The organism is Janthinobacterium fluminis (assembly GCF_028595325.1).
GTDB classification, from domain to species: Bacteria; Pseudomonadota; Gammaproteobacteria; order Burkholderiales; family Burkholderiaceae_D; genus Janthinobacterium; species Janthinobacterium fluminis.
Map to the genome: position 1 here is coordinate 391,540 of NZ_JAQQXR010000002.1, position 20,726 is coordinate 412,265.

General features: G+C 67.9%; 19 protein-coding genes. 13 read left to right on the forward strand and 6 right to left on the reverse strand.

Annotated features, from left to right (window positions below; genetic code table 11):
* Positions 1-72 precede the first annotated feature (72 nt).
* On the forward strand, positions 73-2,130 hold the full coding sequence (locus OIK44_RS07590) for a M13 family metallopeptidase (protein WP_273670121.1): 2,058 nt from the start codon (positions 73-75) through the stop codon (positions 2,128-2,130).
* A gap of 58 nt (positions 2,131-2,188) precedes the next feature.
* A complete protein-coding gene (locus OIK44_RS07595) occupies positions 2,189-2,818 on the forward strand; it encodes a class I SAM-dependent methyltransferase (protein WP_273670122.1) in 630 nt (209 codons plus the stop codon).
* Positions 2,819-3,136: 318 nt separating this feature from the next.
* Here OIK44_RS07595 and OIK44_RS07600 read toward each other — a convergent pair whose 3' ends face one another.
* Together OIK44_RS07600 and OIK44_RS07605 are read right to left on the reverse strand one after the other, a co-directional pair.
* Complete coding sequence (locus OIK44_RS07600) at positions 3,137-5,344, reverse strand: S9 family peptidase (protein ID WP_273670123.1); 2,208 nt, start codon at positions 5,342-5,344, stop codon at positions 3,137-3,139.
* A gap of 202 nt (positions 5,345-5,546) precedes the next feature.
* A complete protein-coding gene (locus OIK44_RS07605; RefSeq protein WP_273670124.1) occupies positions 5,547-6,980 on the reverse strand; it encodes an MATE family efflux transporter in 1,434 nt (477 codons plus the stop codon).
* A 161-nt stretch (positions 6,981-7,141) separates the two neighbouring features.
* Between OIK44_RS07605 and OIK44_RS07610 the strand changes: the two genes are divergently transcribed.
* The 3 genes from OIK44_RS07610 (at position 7,142) to OIK44_RS07620 (ending at position 9,437) form a co-directional block, all read left to right on the forward strand.
* Entirely contained in the window at positions 7,142-8,056 is a 915-nt protein-coding gene (locus tag OIK44_RS07610) for a beta/gamma crystallin-related protein (RefSeq protein ID WP_273670125.1), read from the forward strand.
* Positions 8,057-8,223: 167 nt separating this feature from the next.
* Complete coding sequence (locus OIK44_RS07615) at positions 8,224-9,129, forward strand: DnaJ C-terminal domain-containing protein (protein WP_273670126.1); 906 nt, start codon at positions 8,224-8,226, stop codon at positions 9,127-9,129.
* Positions 9,130-9,131: 2 nt separating this feature from the next.
* Positions 9,132-9,437, forward strand: a complete 306-nt coding sequence (locus OIK44_RS07620; protein ID WP_273670127.1) for a MerR family transcriptional regulator — start codon at positions 9,132-9,134, stop codon at positions 9,435-9,437.
* 9 nt (positions 9,438-9,446) lie between these two features.
* Here the strand turns inward: OIK44_RS07620 and OIK44_RS07625 are convergent, their stop codons facing one another.
* The 3 genes from OIK44_RS07625 to OIK44_RS07635 are packed head-to-tail and all read right to left on the reverse strand — an operon-like array spanning position 9,447 to position 10,966.
* Positions 9,447-9,674, reverse strand: a complete 228-nt coding sequence (locus OIK44_RS07625; protein WP_273670128.1) for a hypothetical protein — start codon at positions 9,672-9,674, stop codon at positions 9,447-9,449.
* A gap of 57 nt (positions 9,675-9,731) precedes the next feature.
* Positions 9,732-10,649 carry a LysR family transcriptional regulator gene (locus OIK44_RS07630; RefSeq protein ID WP_273670129.1) on the reverse strand — a complete coding sequence of 306 codons (918 nt, stop codon included), beginning with the start codon at positions 10,647-10,649 and terminating at the stop codon, positions 9,732-9,734.
* Positions 10,650-10,666: 17 nt separating this feature from the next.
* Complete coding sequence (locus OIK44_RS07635) at positions 10,667-10,966, reverse strand: antibiotic biosynthesis monooxygenase family protein (RefSeq protein WP_273670130.1); 300 nt, start codon at positions 10,964-10,966, stop codon at positions 10,667-10,669.
* Positions 10,967-11,142: 176 nt separating this feature from the next.
* Here OIK44_RS07635 and OIK44_RS07640 point away from each other — a divergent pair, with 176 nt between their 5' ends.
* From OIK44_RS07640 to OIK44_RS07655, 4 genes are all read left to right on the forward strand, one after another.
* Positions 11,143-11,724, forward strand: a complete 582-nt coding sequence (locus OIK44_RS07640; RefSeq protein ID WP_273670131.1) for a DJ-1/PfpI family protein — start codon at positions 11,143-11,145, stop codon at positions 11,722-11,724.
* An 87-nt stretch (positions 11,725-11,811) separates the two neighbouring features.
* Complete coding sequence (locus OIK44_RS07645; protein ID WP_273670132.1) at positions 11,812-13,077, forward strand: GAF domain-containing sensor histidine kinase; 1,266 nt, start codon at positions 11,812-11,814, stop codon at positions 13,075-13,077.
* 39 nt (positions 13,078-13,116) lie between these two features.
* Positions 13,117-13,770, forward strand: a complete 654-nt coding sequence (locus tag OIK44_RS07650) for a response regulator (RefSeq protein WP_273670133.1) — start codon at positions 13,117-13,119, stop codon at positions 13,768-13,770.
* 102 nt (positions 13,771-13,872) lie between these two features.
* Entirely contained in the window at positions 13,873-14,565 is a 693-nt protein-coding gene (locus tag OIK44_RS07655) for a Crp/Fnr family transcriptional regulator (protein ID WP_273670134.1), read from the forward strand.
* Positions 14,566-14,611: 46 nt separating this feature from the next.
* On the opposite strand, the gene OIK44_RS07660 is transcribed toward OIK44_RS07655, so the two are convergent.
* Positions 14,612-15,358 (reverse strand): GntR family transcriptional regulator, encoded by a 747-nt coding sequence (locus tag OIK44_RS07660; RefSeq protein WP_273670135.1) that lies wholly within the window; start codon positions 15,356-15,358, stop codon positions 14,612-14,614.
* Between the two features lie 195 nt (positions 15,359-15,553).
* On the opposite strand from OIK44_RS07660, the gene OIK44_RS07665 reads away from it, so the two are divergent.
* The 4 genes from OIK44_RS07665 (at position 15,554) to OIK44_RS07680 (ending at position 20,655) form a co-directional block, all read left to right on the forward strand.
* Positions 15,554-16,333, forward strand: a complete 780-nt coding sequence (locus OIK44_RS07665; RefSeq protein WP_273670136.1) for an ABC transporter ATP-binding protein — start codon at positions 15,554-15,556, stop codon at positions 16,331-16,333.
* A gap of 27 nt (positions 16,334-16,360) precedes the next feature.
* Positions 16,361-17,347, forward strand: coding sequence for an ABC transporter substrate-binding protein (locus OIK44_RS07670; RefSeq protein ID WP_273670137.1), 987 nt, complete (start codon positions 16,361-16,363; stop codon positions 17,345-17,347).
* Positions 17,348-17,350: 3 nt separating this feature from the next.
* Positions 17,351-18,106 carry an ABC transporter permease gene (locus OIK44_RS07675; protein ID WP_273670138.1) on the forward strand — a complete coding sequence of 252 codons (756 nt, stop codon included), beginning with the start codon at positions 17,351-17,353 and terminating at the stop codon, positions 18,104-18,106.
* Between the two features lie 134 nt (positions 18,107-18,240).
* Complete coding sequence (locus OIK44_RS07680; RefSeq protein WP_420213833.1) at positions 18,241-20,655, forward strand: hypothetical protein; 2,415 nt, start codon at positions 18,241-18,243, stop codon at positions 20,653-20,655.
* Positions 20,656-20,726 lie beyond the last annotated feature (71 nt).

Consider the following 20,726-nt stretch of genomic DNA (forward strand, 5'->3'; position numbering starts at 1 on the left):
ATAGTGGATTTTGTATCATTGCCTCGGCGCTGCGCCATTTTCTTCTGCGGTCAAATTTATAAAGGGACATCCATGCATATTGCACTCCGATCCGCACGCGCGGCGCCAGCCAGGTCCGCCCTCGCCTTGGCCTTGTGCGCCGCCGCGCTGGCCTTCGCGCCGGCCCGCGCCGCCGACCCGGCCACCCCCGCCGCCGAGGCGCGCCGCGCCGCCGCGCCTGGCGACGACTTTTACGATTACGCCAACGGCGCCTGGATGGCGGCGACGGAGATTCCCGCCGACCGCGGCAACTGGGGCAGCTTTGCCGCGCTGTCCGAGCAAACCAACGCGCGCATCGTCAAACTGATCGAGGCCGCCGCCGCCGCACCGGCGGGGAGCGGCGCCAGGCAGGTGGCCGACTTCTACCGCGCCTACATGGACGAGGCGGCGATCGAGGCCAGGGGCCTGGCGCCGCTGAAGCCGCTGCTGGGCAAGCTCGACGCCGTGGCCGACAAGGCGGCCCTGGCGCGCGCGCTGGGCGCCAGCCTGCGCGCCGACGTCGACCCGCTGAACATGACCGATTTCTTCACCGAGAATTTGTTCGGCCTGTGGGTCGCGCAAGGCCTGGACGACCCCACGCGCAACGTGCCCTACCTGCTGCAGGGCGGCCTGGGCATGCCGGACCGCGCCTACTACCTGACGGACAGCCCGAAGATGGCCGAGCTGCGCGGCCACTACCAGGCCCACATTGCCGCGACGCTGGCGCTGGCCGGTTACGCCGACGCGCCCGCGCGCGCCGCCCGCGTGTTTGCGCTGGAGCGCCAGATCGCCCAGTCGCACGGCAGCCGCGAGGACTCGGTCGATGTCGCCAAGGGCAACAATGTGTGGCGCGCCGCCGATTTCGCCAAGCACGCCCCCGGCCTCGACTGGCAGGCATTCTTCAAGAGCGCCCGCCTGGGCGGCCAGGACCGCTTCATCGTCTGGCACCCGGGCGCGCTGAGCGGCGCCGCCGCGCTGGTGGCGTCCACGCCGCTGGCGACCTGGAAAGACTACCTGCGCTTCCACACCATCAACCAGTTCGGCGGTACGCTGCCGAAGGCGCTGGCCGAGCAGCACTTCGCCTTTTACGGCAAAACCTTGAGCGGCACGCCGCAGCAGCCCCTGCGCTGGAAACGCGCGCTGGCGGCCAGCAACGCCGCGCTGCCGGACGCGGTGGGCCAGATGTACGTCGAACGCTACGTCGCGCCGGAATCGAAGGCGCGTGTGCAGCAAATGGTCGCCAACATCGTCGCTGCCTTCTCGCGCCGCGCCGAGCAGCTCGACTGGATGGCGCCGGCGACGAAGGCGCAAGCCCAGCAAAAACTGCAGACGCTGTACGTCGGCGTGAGCTATCCGGAGCGCTGGAAATCGTATCGCGGCCTGAAGGTGCTGCCGGGCGACGCCTTCGGCAACGCGCTGCGCGCCGAGCAGCACTACTACGGCGAACAACTGGCCAAGCTGGGCCAGCCGGTCGACCGCAGCGCCTGGGCGATGCCGCCGCACGTGGTCAACGCCGTCAACCTGCCGCTGCAGAACGCGCTGAACTTCCCGGCCGCGATCCTGCAGGCGCCGTTCTTCGATCCGGCGGCGTCCGACGCGGCCAACTACGGCGGCATCGGCGCCACCATCGGCCATGAAATCAGCCACAGCTTCGACGACCAGGGCGCCCAGTTCGACGCCCAGGGCCGCCTGCGCGACTGGTGGACGGCGGCCGACCTGGAGCACTTCAAGCAAGCCTCGGCGGCGCTGGCGGCGCAGTATTCAAGCTACCGGCCCTTCCCCGACCTGGCCGTCAACGGCCAGCTGACGCTGAGCGAAAACCTGGCCGACCTGGCCGGTGTGGCCGCCGCCTACGATGCCTTCAAGACGGCGCAGGCCGGCCGCAGCGCATCGGCCGAGGCCGACCGCGAGTTCTTCCTCGGCTATGCGCAAACCTGGCGCAGCAAGGCACGCGAGCCGGTGGCGCGCCGGCAGATCCTGACCAACGGCCACGCCCCCGACGCCTACCGCGCCGCCACCGTACGCAATCTGGACGCCTGGTATCCGGCCTTCGACGTGCAGCCGGGCCAGACCCTGTATCTGGCGCCCGAGCAGCGCGTGCGCGTCTGGTAAGGAGAGGGGCGGCGCATCAGGCACAATAGCTCTTTTGCGCCGCCCCCTCCCGCACACCATGAGCAAGCCACTCGACGACATCGACGCCATCACCCACCGCACGCTGGACTACTACGAGCGCCACGCCGAGCAATTCTTCGAGGGCACGCGCAGCCACGACGTCAGCCAGAACATCGACGCCCTGCTGGCCGCCATCGAGGCGGCCGCGCCGTATGCCATCCTCGACCTCGGCTGCGGCCCGGGGCGCGACCTGAAAACCTTCGCCGCCCTCGGCCACACGGCCGTCGGCGTCGACGGCTCGGCGCGCTTTGTCGACATGGCGCGCGCCCACAGCGGCTGCACAGTGTGGCGGCAAGACTTCGTCAACCTGGACCTGCCGGTCGCGCAATTCGACGGCGTGTTCGCCAACGCGGCGCTGTTCCACCTGCCCAGCGCGGCGCTGCCGCAAGTGCTGGCGCGCCTGTACGCCTGCCTGAAGCCGGGCGGCGCCTTGTTCAGCTCCAACCCGCGCGGCGCCAACGAAGAGGGCTGGAACGGCGCCCGCTACGGCAGTTACTACGATTACGCCACCTGGGAACGCTTCATGACGGCGGCCGGCTTCGTCGCGCTCGGCCACTACTACCGGCCGCCCGGCCTGCCGCGCGAACAGCAGCCGTGGCTGGCCAGCCTGTGGCGCAAACCGGCCTGAACCGTCGGCGGCAAGATTCAGCAGGAAGCGGCCAAAGACGCCAACAACTAACGCGCGAAAAGCTGGGGACAGACCACGATTTCCGAGAAATATTTCTCGGAAATCGTGGTCTGTCCCCGGCTGTCCGAAAATCAAGGGCGAAGCGAAGGACGTCGGCGGCAAGATCCAGCGGGAAGTTGGCGAGGTGCAGAAGGAAGCGGGGAAGATGCAGGAAGCGGCCTAAGGCGCCAACAAATAACGCGCGAAAAGCTGGGGACAGACCACGATTTCCGAGAAATATTTCTCGGAAATCGTGGTCTGTCCCCGGCTGTATCGGGCTTAGTTGCCGCCCAGGTGTTTTTTGAAGAAGGCTTCGATGGTCGAGTAGACGTGGCGCTGGCCGGCGCGCGATGAGATGCCGTGCTTGGCGCCCGGATAGGTCATCAGTTCGAAGTGCACGCCGCGGTTGACCAGGGCGTCTATCATGCGCGTCGTGTTGGTGAACAGTACGTTGTCGTCGGCCATGCCGTGCACCAGCAGCAGCGGCGAGCGCAGTCCGTCGAGGTGGGCGTATACGCCGGCGTTACGGTAGCCTGCCACGTTGTTCTTCGGCGCGTCCATGAATTGCTCCGTGTAGTGGGTGTCGTACAAGGCCCAGTCCGTCACCGGCGCCACCGACACGCCCATCGCCACCTTGTCCGACGCCGCCGCCAGCAGGCGCAGCGTCATGAAGCCGCCGTAGCTCCAGCCGAACACGCCGATGCGCTTGGCGTCGACGAAGCTTTGCTTGCCCAGCCAGTCGATGCCGACGAGCTGGTCGGCCACTTCGCTGGCGCCCAGGTTGCGGTAGATGGCGTCGGTGAAGACGCGCTCGCGCCGCGACGAGCCGCGGTTATCCAGGCGGAACACGACAAAGCCCTGCTGCGCCATGTACTGGTCGAAGTGGTTGCCCCAGCGCCGCGCCACGTGCTGCGAGTGCGGCCCGCCGTAGGTCGACAGGAACACCGGGTAGCGCTTGGCCGCGTTGAAGTTGGCCGGCTTGATCAGCGAGTAGTGCAGCGTCTGGCCGTCGTTCGATTGCAGCGTGCCGTATTCCGTTTTCAGGTGGTCGGCCTGGTATTTGCCGTAGGGGTGGGCGGCGTTCAGCTCGTTGCGTTCGAGCCAGCCGACCAGCGCGCCGTCGGGGCGGCGGATGCTCACCTGCGGCGGCGTGTTCGGGTCCGAGTAGGTGTCGACGAAGACTTCGCCGTTGCGCGCGAAGGCGGCGTCGTGCCAGCCGTCGCCCTGGGTGATGCGCTGCGGCCGTTCGGCCGTGCTGCCGTCCAGCGCCAGCGCGTAGGTTTGCTTGTCGATGACGGCGTCGCGGTTCGAGGCGACGAACACGCGGCCGGCTTTTTCATCGACGGCCAGCACATTGTCGATGCCCCACGCGCCGCTGGAAATCGGGTGCAGCAGGCGGCCGTCCATGGCGTACAGGTACAGGTGGTTGCGGCCGCTGCGCTCGGAGGACCAGATGAAACCCTTGCGCCCGTCCAGGAAGCGCAGGTTGTCGTGGATGCTGACCCAGGTCGGCGAGGTTTCCGTGATCAGGGTGCGCTGCACCAGCGTGGCGGCGTCGACCGACACCAGCTCCAGGCGCTTCTGGTCGCGCGTCTGGCGCTGGAACAGCAGGGCCTTGCCGTCCGCGCTCCAGTCGGCGCGCACCAGGTAGATGTCGCTGTCGGCGCCCAGTTCGACCTGGCGGCGCGCGCCCGTTTCCGGCGAGACGATCAGCAGTTGCACCAGCACGTTGGGGTCGCCGGCGGCCGGGTAGCGCTGCTCGACGACGTCGGTGCGGTCGGCGAAAATCTCGAAGCGGCGTACCACCGGCACCGGCGCCTCGTCATAGCGCTTGTAGGCGATGGCCGAGTCGTCCGGCGCCCAGTAGTAACCGGTGCGCTGGCCCATTTCTTCCTGCGCGACGAACTCCGCCTCGGCGTTGTGGATCGTGCCCGCGCCGTCCGTCGTCAGCTGGCGCTGCTGGCCGCTTTTCAGGTCGATGACGAACAGGTTCTGGTCGCGCACGAAGGATACATAGCGGCCCTTCGGCGAGATCTTCGGATCGAGCACATTGCCCGACGCGACCAGGCGCGCCGCGTCCGGTTTGGCGGCGTCGACCAGGTACAGATTGCCGGCCAGCGGCACCAGCAACTGCTTGCCGTCCGGCGACCAGCTATAGTTCAGGATGCCGTTCAGGCTGGCGGTGCGGTCGCGCTCGCGGCGCGCCTTTTCCTGGTCCGACAACTGCTCGTTCGGCACCAGCACCTTGGAGTCGAGCAGCAGGTGGGCGCGCTTGTCCTTCAGGTTGAATTCCCACAGGTCGAGCTGGAACTGGTTGTCGGGGCGGCCGCGCAGGAAGGTCACGCGGGCGCCGTCGGGCGACACCTTCAGGTTGCGCATGCCGGGGCCGGCCAGCGCCGGATCGGCGTGGATGCGCTCCAGGGTAAGGCGCTCGGCGGCGGCGGGAACGCTGGCCAGGGCGGCCAGGAAACACAGAATAAAACGCATGGATGTCTCGTTGATAGTGAGGAAATATTGGCAAAACCAGCAGGCAGACGATACCAGAGCGCGGCCATTTAAGCGATAGCGCGGGCCACGGAATACGCGGTGAAACGCCGACTTTCCTTCGGCATCAACTATGAAAATGCCGCGTTTCGTATGGCGATGCGCGGCCCCCGTGGCAGAAACATCCCCCGCGAAAACGGCCGGCTCAGGCCCCGGCTTGCCGCCGGGGCGCCGCCGCCGGCGCGGCGTGCGCGCCGTGCATGCGCCGCAGCGACAGCCGGTTCAGATACCAGGTCAGCAGCACGGCCGCCACCGTCAGGCCCAGCACCAGGCCGATCCAGAAGCCGGTGGCGGCCATCGGCGCGTCCGGCGCCCACGGCAGGCCGGCCGGGGCCAGCCCCAGCACATAGCCGAGCGGCAGCGAGAAGCCCCAGAACGCCAGCAACTGGATCAGCATCGGCTGGCGTGTCACCTTGTAGCCGCGGATCGCGCACGACGTCGCCACCTGGGTCGCGTCGGACAACTGGAACAGCGCGGCGAACAGCAGCAATTGCGCGGCCAGTTCCCGCACCGCCGGATCGGACGTGTAGGCGGCCGCGATCTGGTGGCGGAACAGCGCGATGCCGGCGGCCGACACCACCGCCGCCGTCAGCGACAGCGCGACGCCGACCCAGGAGACGAAGCGGGCGCGGCGCAGATTGCCTTCGCCGACGGCGTGGCCGACCCGCGTCACCAGCGCGATGCCGAAGGTCAGCGGCACCATGAACACGACGGACGAGAAGTTCAGCGCGATCTGGTGCGCGGACACCTGCACCACGCCATAGCGCGCCACCAGCAGGCTGATGACGCCGAAGGCGCTGGCCTCGGCGAAGTAGGTGACGCCGATCGGCAGGCCCAGGCGCAGCATGCCGCTCAGCTCCGGCCAGTGCGGCCATTCCCAGTGCGTGAACGGATAGGTGGCGCGGTAGGCCGGCGCGTAGCGTATCCACGCCAGCATCGCCGCCAGCATGGCCCACATGCTGACGCTGGTGGCGACGGCGCAGCCGACGCCGCCCATTTCCGGCAAGCCCCAGTGGCCGTAGATCAGCAGCCAGTTGACCAGCACGTTGAGGGCCAGCGCGCCCAGCGCGATGACCATCACCGGCTTGGTCTGGTTGATGCTGGTGCTGTAGCCGTACAGGGCGCGGTAGGCGGCGAAGGCCGGCAAGCCGGTGCTGATGATGTGCACGAACAGCGAAGCCTTGGCGTTGACGGCCGCGCTCAGGTACAGGTGGTCGAAGACGACGGTGGCCAGATTGGCCAGCGCGCAGCCGGCCAGGCCGACGGCGAAGCCCTTCCACAGCGACTGCCGGACGATGTGCGGCACGCGCGCCAGCCGCTCGGCGCCAAACTCGTGCGCGACAATCGAATTGATTGCCATCATAATGCCGAGCACGCTGACCAGGATGATCGACCAGATCGACGCGCCCAGCGACACCGCCGCCAATTCCTCTGCGCTGGCGTGGCCGCTCATGGCGACGTCGGCGACGGCCATGCCAACGGTCGCGAGCTGGCCGATCAGCATCGGCCAAGCCAGGCGCCACAGGGCGGAGACTTCGACGCGGACGGCGGACAGGGTGAAGGCTGTGGTGTGGGGCATGGGCGGCTGACCTTGTAAAACGCTCAATTCTACGGGAAACGGCCGTTTTTCACCGGGAGGCAGCCGCGGCTGTAGGAAATTGTTACATCTGTATTGTCGGCGCGGCGGCGTCCCTGCGCGTTGCTAGCGCAACCGGCATCATAATTTTATGGAGAAGTAAGATGAATCGCACATTGACGGGCGCGCTGTTGTTGGCAGCCACATTTTTCACGCAACTTGCCGCGCACGCGGGCGAACTGACGCTGTACACGGATGATGATTTCCAAGGCCGCGCGGTGACGTTGCACGAATCGGCGGCGAATTTTGTCGAGCTCGGCTTCAACGACCGCGCCTCCAGCGTCGTCGTGCGCTCCGGCCGCTGGGAAGTGTGCGCCGACGCCAACTTCAACGGCACCTGCGTCGTGTTCGGGCCGGGCGAGTACCCGAGCCTGCAAGGCTTCAACGACAAGGTGTCGTCGGCGCGCGAAGTGGGCCATGGCGGCGGTAACTGGCGCGACCGCGACCGCGACCGCGATCGCGACCGTGGTCATGGCCACGGCCGGCGCGGTATGCTGGAGCTGTTCACCCAGCCCGGCCTGCGCGGTAATTCGACCCACATCGTCGGCGATACCGATGACTTCGGGCCGATGGGTTTCAACAACCGCACCTACAGCCTGAATGTCGAAAGCGGCACCTGGCAGTTGTGCAGCGAAACCGAGTACCGCGGCGTGTGCCGCCTGTTCGAGCCGGGCCGCTATCCGCAAGTCGGCCGCGAACTGAGCGGCCGCGTGTCGTCGGCGCGCCTGGTCGACGGTGGCGGCGGCGGCTGGCGTCCGCCTGCCGAGGAGACGGCGCCGGTGATGCTGTTTTCCGGCGACGGCATGCGCGGCCGCATGGTGCCCTTGCGGCGCGATGCGCGTAATTTCGAGGCCATCGATTTCAACGACCGCACCGGCTCCATCATCGTCAATGAGGGGCAGTGGGAATTTTGCATGCACGCCGACTTCGACGGGCGCTGCGTCGTGTTCGGTCCGGGCCGCTACGACCGCCTGGGCGGCATGAACAACCAGATCTCGTCGGCGCGCCGGCTGCGCTGACGCAGTCCCGCCCGCCGCGGGCAAGGGGGCGGACTCGGCGGGACGCGGCATCCCGCCGCCTCCCTTGAGCGTGGCGCTTGCGCCGCGCGGCCCGCCGTTCTATCCTTGCCCCACCGCCGGTATCACGGCAAGCGGCCCGCGCGTGGGCGAACCTGAGGAGCGCATCGGTGGACTACAAGGACTACTACAAGACGCTGGGGCTGGAAAAAACGGCATCGGACGAGGACATCAAGAAAGCCTACCGCAAACTGATCCGCAAATACCATCCGGACGTCAGCAAGGAGGCCGACGCCGACAAGCGCACCAAGGAATTGAACGAGGCCTACGGCGTGCTGGGCGACGCCGACAAGCGCGCCGCCTACGACGAGCTGGGGCGCGAACAGCGCGCCGGGCAGCCGTTCCGCGCGCCGCCGGACTGGCCGTCCGGCTTCGACGCCTCCGGCGGCGGCGACTATTTCGCCGACCTGTTCGCCCACCTGGGCGGACGCCGGCGCGGCCCGTTCCGGGCGCGCGGCGAGGACAGCCACGCCAGCATCGTCATCGAGCTGGCCGACACTTACCACGGCGCCACGCGCACGATCGCGTTGCGCGTGGCCGAGCCGGACGCCTACGGGCGCGTCGTCACGCGCGAGCGCAGCCTCGACGTCAGCATCCCGAAAGGCGTCACCGAGGGCCAGCAGCTGAGGCTGGCCGGGCAGGGCCAGTCGGGCAGGGGCGGCGGCCCGGCGGGCGACCTTTACCTGGAAATCCACTTCAAGGCGGACCCGCGCTACCGCGTCGACGGCCGCGACGTGTTCGCCAGCGTGCCGGTGGCGCCGTGGGAGGCGGCGCTGGGCGCGCACATCGACGTGCCGACGCCGTCCGGCAGCGTGACGGTGACGGTGCCGGAGCACTCCCAGAATGGCCGCAAGTTGCGCCTGAAGGGGCGCGGCATCCCCGGCCATCCTCCCGGCGACCTGTACCTGCTGCTGGAACTGGTGCTGCCGCCGGCGCGCAACGCCAGGGCGCGCGAACTGTATGAAACGATGGCGCGCGAGCTGGCCTTCAATCCGCGCCAGAAGATGGGAGCGTAATCATGGCCCAGACACACATCGTCGTGGGCGTCGCGCTGGACGAGTCGGCGCTGACGCTGGAGGAACTGGCGCGCGCCTGCGCGGTCGAGCCGGAATGGGTGCGCGAGCGCGTCGACACCGGCATTCTCGGCGGTCCCGCGGCGCCGTCGCAACGGCGTTTCAGCGGCGCCGACCTGGCGCGCGCGCGCCGCCTGCGCGACGTCGAGCGCACTTTCGACGCCGACGAAAACCTGGCCGCGCTGGTGGTGGATCTGTCGGAGGAGGTGAGGCGCCTGCGCGCCCGGCTGCGCGCGGCCGGACTGGTCTGAGCCGGCCGCTCAGGCCGGCGCGCCGTCCTTGACGACGGTCACGCGGCTGATGAAAAAGCGGCCGTCGACGACGACGCGGTGCGGCACGCCGCTGACGGCAAAGCCGGGACCGCCGTCGGCGATCCAGCCCAGCGCCAGCGTGTCGAACTGCTGCACCGGCAGGCGCAGCATTTGCGCCGTGATGACAAAGCGCGCGCCATCCTTTTGTTTGTTAATGAAGTCGTCAATTGCGGCCATCGGCTTATCCTGTTGTGCTTGAATTCGCGGCCATGATACCGCGCCCGGCTTTGCGTCTCAAAAGCCGCGCTCCAGCAAATGCGGCAAATGCCCGGCGAAGCGATCCAGCAACCACTGCGCGGCGTGGCCCGGCTGCTGGTCGCCGCGGTGGATCAGGTGGACGGGATAATGCATCACGTCGCCGTCGCCCAGGTCCAGTCGCACCAGCCGGCCCGACGCCAGGTCTTCGCGCACCATCGACTCCGGCATGCTGCCCCAACCCAGGCCGGCGCGCAGCAGCTCGTGCTTCGCGCCCAGGTCGCCCAAACGCCAGTTGCGCAAAGCCAGCACGCCGAAGTCCTGGCCCTCGGTCAAGGCGCTGCGGTCGGTCAGCACCAGTTGCGTGTGCTCGCGCGCCAGCGAGGTGGGGATGGTGCCGCGCAGCTGCGCCAGCGCATGGCAGGGCGCGGCCACCGGCATCATGCGCACATGGCCGGAGGCGAGCCGCTCGATGGCGTCCGTCGCCACCGGCATCCAGCCGCCGACGCCGATATGGCAGACGCGTTCGAGCACCAGTTGCGTGACGGCGCCCAGCGCCTCCACGCGCAGGCGCAGCGCGACGGTGGGGAATTCCAGCTGGAAGGCTTCCAGCACCTCGACCAGCACGCTGGTCGGGAACATCACGTCGACCACCAGCGACACCTCCGCCTCCAGCCCGCCGGCCAGCGCCCTGGCGCGGGCGCGCATGCCGTCGACCTTCAGCGAAACGGCGCGGGCGTCCGCCAGCAGCGCCTTGCCGGCCTCGGTCAGCGTCGGCTTGCGCTTGCCGCGGTCGAGCAGCACGACGTTGAGCTGCTCCTCCAGGTTGGCAATCGTGTAGCTGATGACCGATTGCGTGCGGTGCAACTGCCGCGCGGCGTGGGCGAAGCCGCCGGCGTCGATGACGGCGATAAAGACGCGCAATTGGTCGAGGGAGGGCAGGCCGGGTTCACGCATCTCTGGGCGTCGTCTGCTCAGAAGCCCGTCAGCACGGTGTGCATGTGCTCAACCTGCGGCGGCGCCGCGAAAAAGCCGCCGACCAGTCGGCGCCATTCCTGGAAGTCGGCGCTGCCGCGGAAGTCCACCGTGTGGTTTTCCAGCGTTTCCCAGCCCACCACCAGGCGGTAGTGGTCGCCCTGTTCGATTGAACGTTCCAGACGGGTCGAGAGGCAGCCGCGCGCGCGGCGGAACAGCGGCACGGCTTCCTTGACGGCGGCCTCGAAGGCGGCGTGCGTGTCGGGTTTGATGTGGATGTGGGCGATTTCAAAAATCATGGTCGGATCCTTGGTTGAGAGCGCATATTCTGCCTGAAAGCGGCCGGCCGCGTGCACGCCGCGCGCATGTGCCGCCGCGCCGTCCGCCCGTCGCCGGCCGCAAGACGCGCTAAGATAGGGGCTGCAAGCCGGTCCGGGCGGAGCGGCATCGTGGTGATCTTTCATGGGAGAACTCAATGGCAGCGAAGAAAATTCTGTTTTTGACGGGCGATTTTGCGGAGGACTATGAAACGATGGTGCCGTTCCAGGCGCTGCAGATGGTCGGCCACACGGTGCACGCCGTCTGCCCCGGCAAGCGGGCCGGCGACAAGATCAAAACGGCGATCCACGACTTCGAGGGCGACCAGACCTACACGGAAAAGCCGGGCCACCTGTTCGCGCTCAACGCCGCCTTCGACGGCGTCGACGTGGCCGCCTATGACGCGCTGATGATCGCCGGCGGCCGCGCGCCCGAGTACCTGCGCCTGAACCCGCGCGTGATCGAGGTGGTGCGGCAGTTCGCCGCCGCCGGCAAACCGATCGCCGCCGTTTGCCACGGCGCGCAACTGCTGGCGGCGGCCGGCGTCATCGACGGCAAGCGCATCTCGGCCTACCCGGCCTGCGCGCCGGAAGTGCGCCTGGCCGGCGGCCACTACGCCGAGATCGACGTCAGCGCCGCCGTCACCGACGGCAACTTCGTCACGGCGCCGGCCTGGCCCGCGCATCCGCAGTGGCTGGCGCAGTTTCTCACCCTGCTAGGCACGGAAATCCGCCTGTAGGCCCGCCGCCGTTTTTTTGCCATGGGCGGCGCGCATGCGATGATATGGCCTGTCGCCCGTTTTTTTAACCAACACCCGAGCAAGAGCATGAATTTGCCCCGCAGTGCCACACCCGGCAAGCGCACCTCGTTGCGCACCTCCAACCGTTCGCCGGCCGACGGGCCGGACGGCCCCGCCGCGCTGGCGCGCCGCGTGCGCGAGCAGGCCGCGCTGCTGGACGCCCAGGGCGAGCAGATGGCGGCGTTGCAAGACATCACGGCCCTGCTGGCCGGCCAGCACACCATCGAGGAATTGTGCCGCGGCTTCCTGCGCCGCGTCATGCGCTACGCCGGCGCCGACGGCGGCACCGTGCGCACGCTCGACCGGCCGCGCGACAACGTCCACATCGTCGTCCACGAAGGCATCTCCGAGCAGCTCATCGACGAGGAGCATTGCATGAAGACGGACGCCTGCCTGTGCGGCGAGGCGATCAACGACGGCGTCATCGTCATCCAGGATTTCCGCAAGCTCAACACGGGGCGGCGCTACCGTTGCCAGGAGGAGGGCTTCGTCTCGCTGGCCGTGTTCCAGATCGTCGCGCGCGAGGCGGTCATCGGCAGTTTCTCGCTGCACTTCGCGCGCCAGCACGATCTGGCCGCCGACGCCCTGCGCCTGCTGGAAACGCTGGGCTGCAACCTCGGCATCAGCATCGACAACCAGCGCCTGATCGCGCTGGAAAAAGAGGTCGCCGTGGCGCAGGAGCGCAGCCTGATGGCGCAGGGCTTGCACGACAGCATAGCGCAGGGCTTGAACCTGCTGAACCTGCACGCCCAGATGCTGGAAGACTCGGTGCGGCGCGACAACCTGGCCGAGGTGGCCGAAGTCGTGCCGCTGCTGCGCGCCGGCGTCGAGGAAAGCTACCGCGACGTGCGCGAGCTGCTGCTCAATTTCCGCACCCGCTGGCCCGGCGGCGACGTCGACGCCAAGGTGCGCGACGTGCTCGGCAAGTTCGAGCAGCAGAGCGGCCTGCCCTGCAAGCTCGACATGCGCGGGCGCGGCGCGCCGCTGGCGCCTGAGCAGCAGTTGCAAGTCCTGTTCATCCTGCAGGAAGCGCTGTCGAACATCCGCAAGCACGCCCAGGCCGGCGGCGTCGACGTGCGCATCGACAACGGCCGCGACTTCACGCTGCGCGTGCGCGACGACGGCCGCGGCTTCGCCCCGGCGCTGCTGCTGGAATCGGACGAGCACGTCGGCTTGAGCATCATGCGCGAACGGGCGCTGCGCCTGGGCGCCCAGCTCGACATCAGCAGCGCGCCGGGCGCCGGCGCCACCGTCTCGCTGCTGCTGCGGCGCGAAGGCCGGCTGGTGGCATGACATAATGTGAGTAATTAGGCAAACTGAAGGCGCGTTGGCATGACTATCAAGATTCTCATCGTGGACGACCACACCCTGCTGCGCAGCGGCGTCAAGCTGCTGTTGCAGCGCAATCCGGAATTCGACGTCGTCGGCGAGGCGGCCGACGGCCTGGAAGGCGTCAAGCGCGCCAAGCAACTGCGGCCCGACGTGGTGCTGATGGACTTGAACATGCCGGGCCTGTCCGGCCTGGAGGCGCTGCAACTGATCATGCAGGACTTGCCGCAGACGGCCGTGCTGATGCTCACCGTGTCGGAGGAGGCCGACGACCTCGGCGCGGCGCTGCAGAACGGCGCCCGCGGCTATCTGCTGAAAAACATCGAGGCCGACAAGCTGATGCAGGCGATCCGCCGCGCCGCCGCCGGCGAGGCCGTCATCGCCGAATCGATGACGGCGAAACTGGTGGCGCAGTTCCGCGCCGGCCCGACGGCCGCCGCCGCGCCCAGCGCACCGCCGCTGGTCAAGCTGACGCCGCGCGAGCGCGAGGCGATGACCTTCCTGGCGCGCGGCCAGAGCAACAAGGAAATCGCCCGCGAGCTCGACGTCGCTGAAAGCACCGTCAAAATCCACGTGCAGAACATATTGAAGAAACTGCAACTGAGCAGCCGCGTGCAGATCGCCGTCTACGCCGTCGAGCACGGCATAGGCAAATAGCCCCTTCCTTTGGCGCGCCGGCCTAGTTCCATCGGCGGATGGTCGGCGTCTGGTCGCGCCTCTACACTTGATCTTAGTCAAATTGATTGAAAAGAGTGTGTCATGACCAAGATCAATGTCGGTGGTTTGCTGTCGACCCAGGCGCTGTTCCGCCATATTTCCCCGTTCCAGCTTGAGCAATTGCGCAAGGACGTCAGCCGCGTCGAACTCGACAAGGGACAGATCCTGTTCCGCAAGGGCGAGGCCGCCGAAGGCGCCTATATCGTCGTGTTCGGCATGATCAAACTGAGCATCACCACGCCGGACGGCGGCGACAAGGTGCTCGAACTGATACGCCCGGGCCACAGCTTCGGCGAACCGATGATCTTCCTCGACGAGCCCTATCCGTTCTGCGCCGAGGCGCTCGACAACACGCTGCTGCTGCGCATCCCGCCGGCCGCGCTGCTGCGCCTGCTGGACCAGTCGCCGCGCATCGCCCGCCAGATGATGGCCAGCCTGTCCGACCATCTGCTGGGCTTCATCCGCAACGTCGAGCGCTGCTCCGTGCAAAGCGCCACCCAGCGCGTCATCGAGTACCTGCTGCAGGCATCGCAGCTGCAGCGCTCCACCGAAGTGCGGCTGGAACTGAAAAAGAGCCTGCTCGCATCGCTGCTGAATCTGGCGCCGGCGACGCTGTCGCGCGTGCTGCACCAGCTCACCGACCTGCACCTGATCAAGGTGAGCGGCTCGCTGATCCAGATCGAATCGCCGGACGCGCTGAAATCGTACTCGCACGGCACCGCGATGCTGCAATAAACGCCGGCGCCGAACCGGGGCCCGTCCCCGGCCAGGCATTCGCGCCTCACCCCGGCTTGAACGCGCAGCTCGCCACGAACTCGTAGCGCTCCGGCCGTATATAAAAAACGGAATAATCGCAGCAATCGCCATTCAACAACGTTGACGTGCGCGTCATCACCAGCAGGGCGCTGCCCGTCTTGACCTTGAGCACGCTGGCCAGCTCGCGGTCGGCCAGGCGGGCGCCGATCGCCACGTCGGCGCGCGCCACGCCGTGGCCGTCGAGGCTCTTCAGCAGCGCATAATTCGGCTGGCGCTGCGTCTCCTCCCAACCGAGGGCCGCCAACTGGCGCGGCAGATAACTGGCGCCGAAGGCGATCGGCTCGCCGTCCACCAGATGCAGGCGCTCCAGCAGCAAGGCATGCGTGGCCTGGCCGCCGAAGCGCGCCGGCAGATGCGCGGGCAGGGCCACCACCGCGCGCGACAACAGCCGCATCTCCGGCTTCAAACCCTGCATCAGCAAGGAATCGTGGAAACTGCGCACCGCGTCGAGCCCGTGCCGCACCTGGCGGCCGGCCACATACGTGCCCTTGCCCTGCTTGCGCTCGACCGTGCCCTGCTGCGCCAACTGCTGCAGCGCCAGCCGCACCGTGATGCGGCTGACGGCGAAGCGCGCGCACAACTGCGCCTCCGACGGCAGCTTGCCGGACGGATCATACAAACCGCTCAAAGCCTCGTCGCGCAATTGCGCGGCGATCTGCTCGTACAGCGAAGTGACACTCTGGCGTACCAGTGGCGTTGCTGCGTTCATCATCCCATTTCCATCATCGCTAAGCCGGTCGCGGCGGCCGCCGCCGGCACGCAATTATTCCCCATCCGGGCCAATGATTGAAAAGTTAAAACGCATATGGATATGCGGATAGCTTCGTTTGTTATTCATACATTAATACGTAATATAACAAGTTGACGGTGCGCGCCCGCGCCGCCCGACCCAGCCGGAGACACCACCATGCACACCCAACAAATGGCGCAGCTATCCGTCAACCACCTCGACTTCGCCTACCCGAACGGCCAGCCGGTCTTCCGCGACCTGTCGCTGCACGTCCGCCCGGGGGAATTCATCGCGCTGCTGGGGCCGTCCGGCTGTGGCAAAAGCACCTTGCTGAACCTGCTGTCCGGCTTCCACCAGCCGAGCCGCGGCAGCGTCACCGTCAACGGCGCGGCCGTCACGCCGGAAACCCCGGAGCTCGGCTACGTCTTCCAGTCGCCGCAACTGTTCCCGTGGCTGAACGCCCTCGACAACGTGCGCTTCGGCCTGCGCATGGACGGGCGCATCGGCGCCGCCGCGCAGCGCGAACGGGCGCACCACTACCTGGCGATGGTCGGCCTGGCGGACGCCGCCGACAAACTGCCCTACCAACTCTCGGGCGGCATGCAACAGCGCGTCGCGCTGGCGCGCACGCTGGTGATGGAACCGACCCTGCTGCTGATGGACGAACCGTTCGCCGCCCTCGACGCCATCTCGCGCAACAGCATGAACGAAGAAACCCTGCGCCTGTGGTCGAAGCTGGGCCAGACGGTCGTCTTCATCACCCACGACATCGACGAAGCCGTCTTCCTGGCCGACCGCGTGGTGGTGCTGGGCGCGGCGCCGGCCGGCATCCAAAGCGAACTGCGGATCGAACTGCCGCGCCCGCGCATCCACCGCGACACGCGCAAGCTGGCCCGTTTCAACGACTACCGCAACGAACTGCTGGACCGGATCGCGCCGGCCGCGCAGCCCGCCTGAAACGGCCCCGACGACGAAAGCGCACACATGATCAAAACACTCCTCACCGCCCTGTGGCTGCTGGCGCTGGCCGCGCCGGCGCACGGCAAGGCGATCCGCATCGGCTGGGTCCACGCGATGGCCAACGCGCCGGCCCTGATCGCCGACAAAAAAGGCTACTTCGCCGACGAGGGGCTGCAAGTCGAACTGCGCGCCTTCGGCGACGGCCCCGTGCTGCAGCAGGCGCTGGCGGCGGGCGAAATCGACATCGCCTACATCGGCGCGCCGCCCGTGTTCCAGTGGTACGCGCGCGGCCTGAACAGCCGCATCCTGGCCAAGGTCAACTACGGCCAGGCGGCGCTGATCGGCAACGCCGGCATCACCGGCGTGGCCGGGCTGCGCGGCAAAAAAGTGGCCGGCGTCGCCAAGGGCAGCGGCATGGACGTACTGCTGCGCGGCTATGTGCTGAAAGAAGCGGCGCGGCTGGAACCCGAGCGCGACGTCGACATCGTCAGCATGCCGGTCGGGAACATGGCGGCGGCGCTGGAGCGCGGCCTCGTCGACGCCGCCTTCACCTGGGAACCGTTCGTCTCCGACGCCCTGCTGCGCGGCAAACGCCTGCTGCTCGACGTCAACCAGAGCCTGCCGCGCTACCCGTGGTACGTCGTCATGGCCGTGCCGAAAACCCTGGCCGAGCGGCCCGACGACGTCGTCAAAGTACTGCGCGCGCACCGCAAAGCCATCGCCTTCCTGGAACAGCAGCAAGACGAATCGAACCGGCTCATCGCCGCAGCCTTCCAGATCGCGCCCGTCAAAACGGCGGGCGGCGTCACCATCGAAGCGGCCGCCGTCGTGCGCGAAGCGCGCAAACGCCTGGGCTGGTCCGACCGGCTGGAAGAGGCCGACCTGCGCTTCATCCAGCGCCTGATGGACTACTCCTACGCGCTCGGCTACCTTGGCAAAGAACTGCGCGTCAGCCAAGTGGTCGACCAGAGCTGGCAACAGCGCGCCGACCAGCCGCGGGCGAAACGCTGAACCATGCGCGCGGCCACCCTCAAACCCTCATGGAGCTGGGCCGCGCTGCCCGTGCTGCTACTGCTGTGGAGCGCGACGGCGAGCCGCTTTCCCGCCTACATCCTGCCGCAGCCGTGGGACGTGGCGCGGGAAGGCTGGCGCTGGCTGGAAAACGGCACACTGTGGCCGCAACTGAGCGCCAGCCTGCTCGAAGAACTGGGCGGCTTCGGCGCGGCGGCCGTCGTCGCGCTGGCGGTCGGCACCACGGCCGGCATCTCGGCGCGCTTCCGCGACTTCATCACCCCGCTCAACAGCCTCTTCATGGCCATCCCGCCGATCGCCTGGGCGCCGCTGGCGATGATCATCTTCGGCCTGGGCTACCTCGCCATCGTCGCCGTCATCTTCATCGCCGCCGTCTGCCCGATGGCGCTGACGATACAAGAAGGCATCCAAACGATACGCGGGGGCGAAGTACGGGCCGCGCGCATCCTCGGCGCCAGCCGCGCGCAACTCCTGCTGCACATCTACCTGCCGGCCTCGCTGCCGGCGCTGACGGCGGCGCTGCGGGTCGGCTTCAGCCAAGCGTGGCGGGCCCTCGTCGCGGCCGAAATGCTGGGCGCGACGCGGGGCATCGGCTGGATGGTCTCGCTGGGCGGACAAATCGGCAACGCCAGCCAAGTCCTGCTCGGCATCGCCCTCATCGGCCTGATCGCCTGGCTGGCAGAAAACCTCCTCTTCCGCCGCATCGAACGCCACTACCAAAGCTGGCGCAGCCACTAAACAACAATGGGGTCAGGTCTAGACATGACGGTTTTTACATAAGCAACAATGGGGTCAGGTCTAGACATGGCGGTTTTTTTGATGAAAACCGCCATGTCTAGACCTGACCCCAAAGTTTCTATTTGGGAGGATTTATGAGTGAGCAAGATTTGGCGTTGCGGTATGCGGCTTTGTGCGAGCGGCTCGGGCCGCATGTGGCGCCCGCCGGTTTGTATGCGCGGAATAAGGCGCTGCCTTTTGTCGGCCGGGTCAGTTGTGATGTGGTGCGCCTGGAGGCCGGGAGTTGGCATGAGCTTGTGCTCGATTTCGAGGTCGGCGCCGCCGGCCTGGCCGACGGCGGCTGGTTTAAGGCGACTTTTAAGTTTTATTCGGATTGGGCTTTGTTTCAGACGAGCGATCCGGCCGCCGCCAATTTTGTCAGCGCCGAGTATCAGGCCGGGCCGCTGGTCCCCGGGCAGAGCCCAGGCACGGTGCAGTCGCTCAGCGTGCGCTTCGATCAGAAGGGCCATGAGCGGCCGTTCCAGAAGGCGGTCATTGTCGATGTCGTCGACGGTTATTTGAATGCCGGCGACCATATTATCGTGCGGCTCGGCGACCGCCGCGGCGGCGGCGCCGGCACGCGGGTGCAGACGTTTGTCGAGGACCGTTTCCGTTTCCGCTGTTATGTCGATCCGCTGGGGACGTCGCGTTTCGCGCCCGTGCCCGGCGATGTGGTGATCGATGTGGCGCCCGGCGCGCCGGCCCGCCTGTTGGCGGCCGGGCCGCGTTTCGCCCGCCCCGGTGCGCGCTTGCCGTTCCGTTTTTCGCTGCAGGATCGCTGGGGCAATGCCTGCGTCGCGGTCGGCGGCGCGCTGCTGGTGCGCGCCTTCGCCGGCGCCGGGCAGGTGTATGAGGCGCGCCTGGCGTTGCCGGCCGAGGGGTGGGCCAGCGTCGGCGTCGACGATTTGCCGGCCGCCGCCGGCGAGTTGCGCGTCGTCGCCGAGTTCGTCGGCAGCCGCACCGTGCGCCCGGCCACGTCGCTCGTCAGCGTGGCTGCGCGCTTTCCCGCGTCCCGCTCGTTTTACGCCGATCTGCATGTGCACGCCAGCGATACGGTCGGCACCAACAGCCCCGCCTACAATGCCGCCTACGCGCGCGATATCGGCGGCATCGATGTGCTCGGTTATACGGCGAACGATTTCCAGATCACGGACGCGAACTGGCAGTTGGGTGTGGCGACGGTCGAGCGCTTCAATGAGCCGGGCCGCTTCGTCTGCTATCCCGTGCAGGAGTGGTGCGGCAGTTCGACGGCCGGCGGCGACCATAATGTTGTCTTTCTCGGCGACGAGGCGCCCGGCTTCCCGTACAACCGCCGCGGCGAGCATAACCGCACTTTTGTCTGGAACGAGGACATGCGCGGCGACGCCGTCGAGCTGGGACGCTGGCCCGTCGAGGAGTTGTGGGCCGCCTATGTCGACGAGCCGGAGCAGCATTTGATCATGCCGCACGTGGGCGGGCGCCGCTATATCCCGGACTGGCACCATCCGGAGCTGGAGCGGCTGGTCGAGATCGCCTCTAGCTGGGGCCATTTCGGCTGGTTGTACCAGGATGTGATTGAGCGCGGCTACCGGATCGGCGTGGCCGCCAGCGGCGACGAGCACCGCGGCCGCCCCGGCGGCGGCCCGCCCGGCACCCAGGTGTTCGGCGTGCACGGCGGCCTGACGGGGGTGCTGGCCGAGCGCCTCGACCGCCAGGCCGTGGGCCGCGCGCTGCGCGCCCGCCACACCTGGGCCACGACGGGCGAGCACACGGCGCTGCTGGTGCGCTGCGGCGCCCACGTGCAGGGCGATGCGTTCGCGCTGTCCGGCCCGGCCACGCTGGACTACGACTTCCTCGGCGCCGCCGGTTGGGAGGAGCTGGCCGCCTACGACCACACGGGGCAGATCTGGCGCCGCAATCTGCACCGCGAGCTGGGTTTTTCCGAACGCCTGATCCGCCTGCGCTGGGGCGGCGCGCGCATCCCCGACCGCTACCGCTGGGCCGCCTGGCAGGGCCGCATCACTATCCTGAACGGCACCATCAACCGCTTCCAGTCGCACGGCTTCGAGCATGACGAGGAGGTGTGCTGGCGCGCCGGGCCGACCGATATCGGTTTCCGCAGCGAGACTTACGGCGACGCCGACGGCGTCGAGATCGACGTCAGCAATCTGCGCCACTGCCGCATCCGCGTCGAGGGCACGATAGACGGCTACGCGAAGACGGGCGGCGCGCTTACCCGCCATCCCTTCGTCCACGCGCCGACGTTTTGCTGGGAGCTGCGCGGCGCCGATTTGCTGGATGCCGGCGAGTTGACGCTGCCGCTGGGCGGCGCCGGCCTGTTCCTGGCGCTGGAGCGCTTGACGGAGCGGGCGCTGCCGGCCGGCGTCTCCGGCAGCCTCGACGTCGCGCCCGTCAACGCTGCCTTCGGCCACCGCCCCGTGTATCTGTTCGGCCGCCAGCGCGACGACAGCAAGGTGTGGTCGTCGGCGCTGTTCATCACCTTCGACGCCGGCAGCCAGGCGGGCGGCTAGCCCGCGCTGGGATGCGTCGGCAAAGCATGCAGGCAGTCACAAAAAACGCGCTACGGGGCGTTGTTCCGTGG

Bases quoted from the DNA above. Each gene is read 5' to 3' on its own strand.
- OIK44_RS07605 (WP_273670124.1), bottom strand. From the start codon at position 6,980: ATGCCCCACACCACAGCCTTCACCCTGTCCGCCGTCCGCGTCGAAGTC.
- OIK44_RS07660 (WP_273670135.1), bottom strand. From the start codon at position 15,358: ATGATGAACGCAGCAACGCCACTGGTACGCCAGAGTGTCACTTCGCTG.
- OIK44_RS07680 (WP_420213833.1), top strand. From the start codon at position 18,241: ATGAGTGAGCAAGATTTGGCGTTGCGGTATGCGGCTTTGTGCGAGCGG.
- OIK44_RS07645 (WP_273670132.1), top strand. From the start codon at position 11,812: ATGAATTTGCCCCGCAGTGCCACACCCGGCAAGCGCACCTCGTTGCGC.
- OIK44_RS07650 (WP_273670133.1), top strand. From the start codon at position 13,117: ATGACTATCAAGATTCTCATCGTGGACGACCACACCCTGCTGCGCAGC.
- OIK44_RS07640 (WP_273670131.1), top strand. From the start codon at position 11,143: ATGGCAGCGAAGAAAATTCTGTTTTTGACGGGCGATTTTGCGGAGGAC.
- OIK44_RS07665 (WP_273670136.1), top strand. From the start codon at position 15,554: ATGCACACCCAACAAATGGCGCAGCTATCCGTCAACCACCTCGACTTC.
- OIK44_RS07625 (WP_273670128.1), bottom strand. From the start codon at position 9,674: ATGGCCGCAATTGACGACTTCATTAACAAACAAAAGGATGGCGCGCGC.
- OIK44_RS07595 (WP_273670122.1), top strand. From the start codon at position 2,189: ATGAGCAAGCCACTCGACGACATCGACGCCATCACCCACCGCACGCTG.
- OIK44_RS07635 (WP_273670130.1), bottom strand. From the start codon at position 10,966: ATGATTTTTGAAATCGCCCACATCCACATCAAACCCGACACGCACGCC.
- OIK44_RS07590 (WP_273670121.1), top strand. From the start codon at position 73: ATGCATATTGCACTCCGATCCGCACGCGCGGCGCCAGCCAGGTCCGCC.
- OIK44_RS07600 (WP_273670123.1), bottom strand. From the start codon at position 5,344: ATGCGTTTTATTCTGTGTTTCCTGGCCGCCCTGGCCAGCGTTCCCGCC.
- OIK44_RS07630 (WP_273670129.1), bottom strand. From the start codon at position 10,649: ATGCGTGAACCCGGCCTGCCCTCCCTCGACCAATTGCGCGTCTTTATC.
- OIK44_RS07610 (WP_273670125.1), top strand. From the start codon at position 7,142: ATGAATCGCACATTGACGGGCGCGCTGTTGTTGGCAGCCACATTTTTC.
- OIK44_RS07675 (WP_273670138.1), top strand. From the start codon at position 17,351: ATGCGCGCGGCCACCCTCAAACCCTCATGGAGCTGGGCCGCGCTGCCC.
- OIK44_RS07620 (WP_273670127.1), top strand. From the start codon at position 9,132: ATGGCCCAGACACACATCGTCGTGGGCGTCGCGCTGGACGAGTCGGCG.
- OIK44_RS07670 (WP_273670137.1), top strand. From the start codon at position 16,361: ATGATCAAAACACTCCTCACCGCCCTGTGGCTGCTGGCGCTGGCCGCG.
- OIK44_RS07655 (WP_273670134.1), top strand. From the start codon at position 13,873: ATGACCAAGATCAATGTCGGTGGTTTGCTGTCGACCCAGGCGCTGTTC.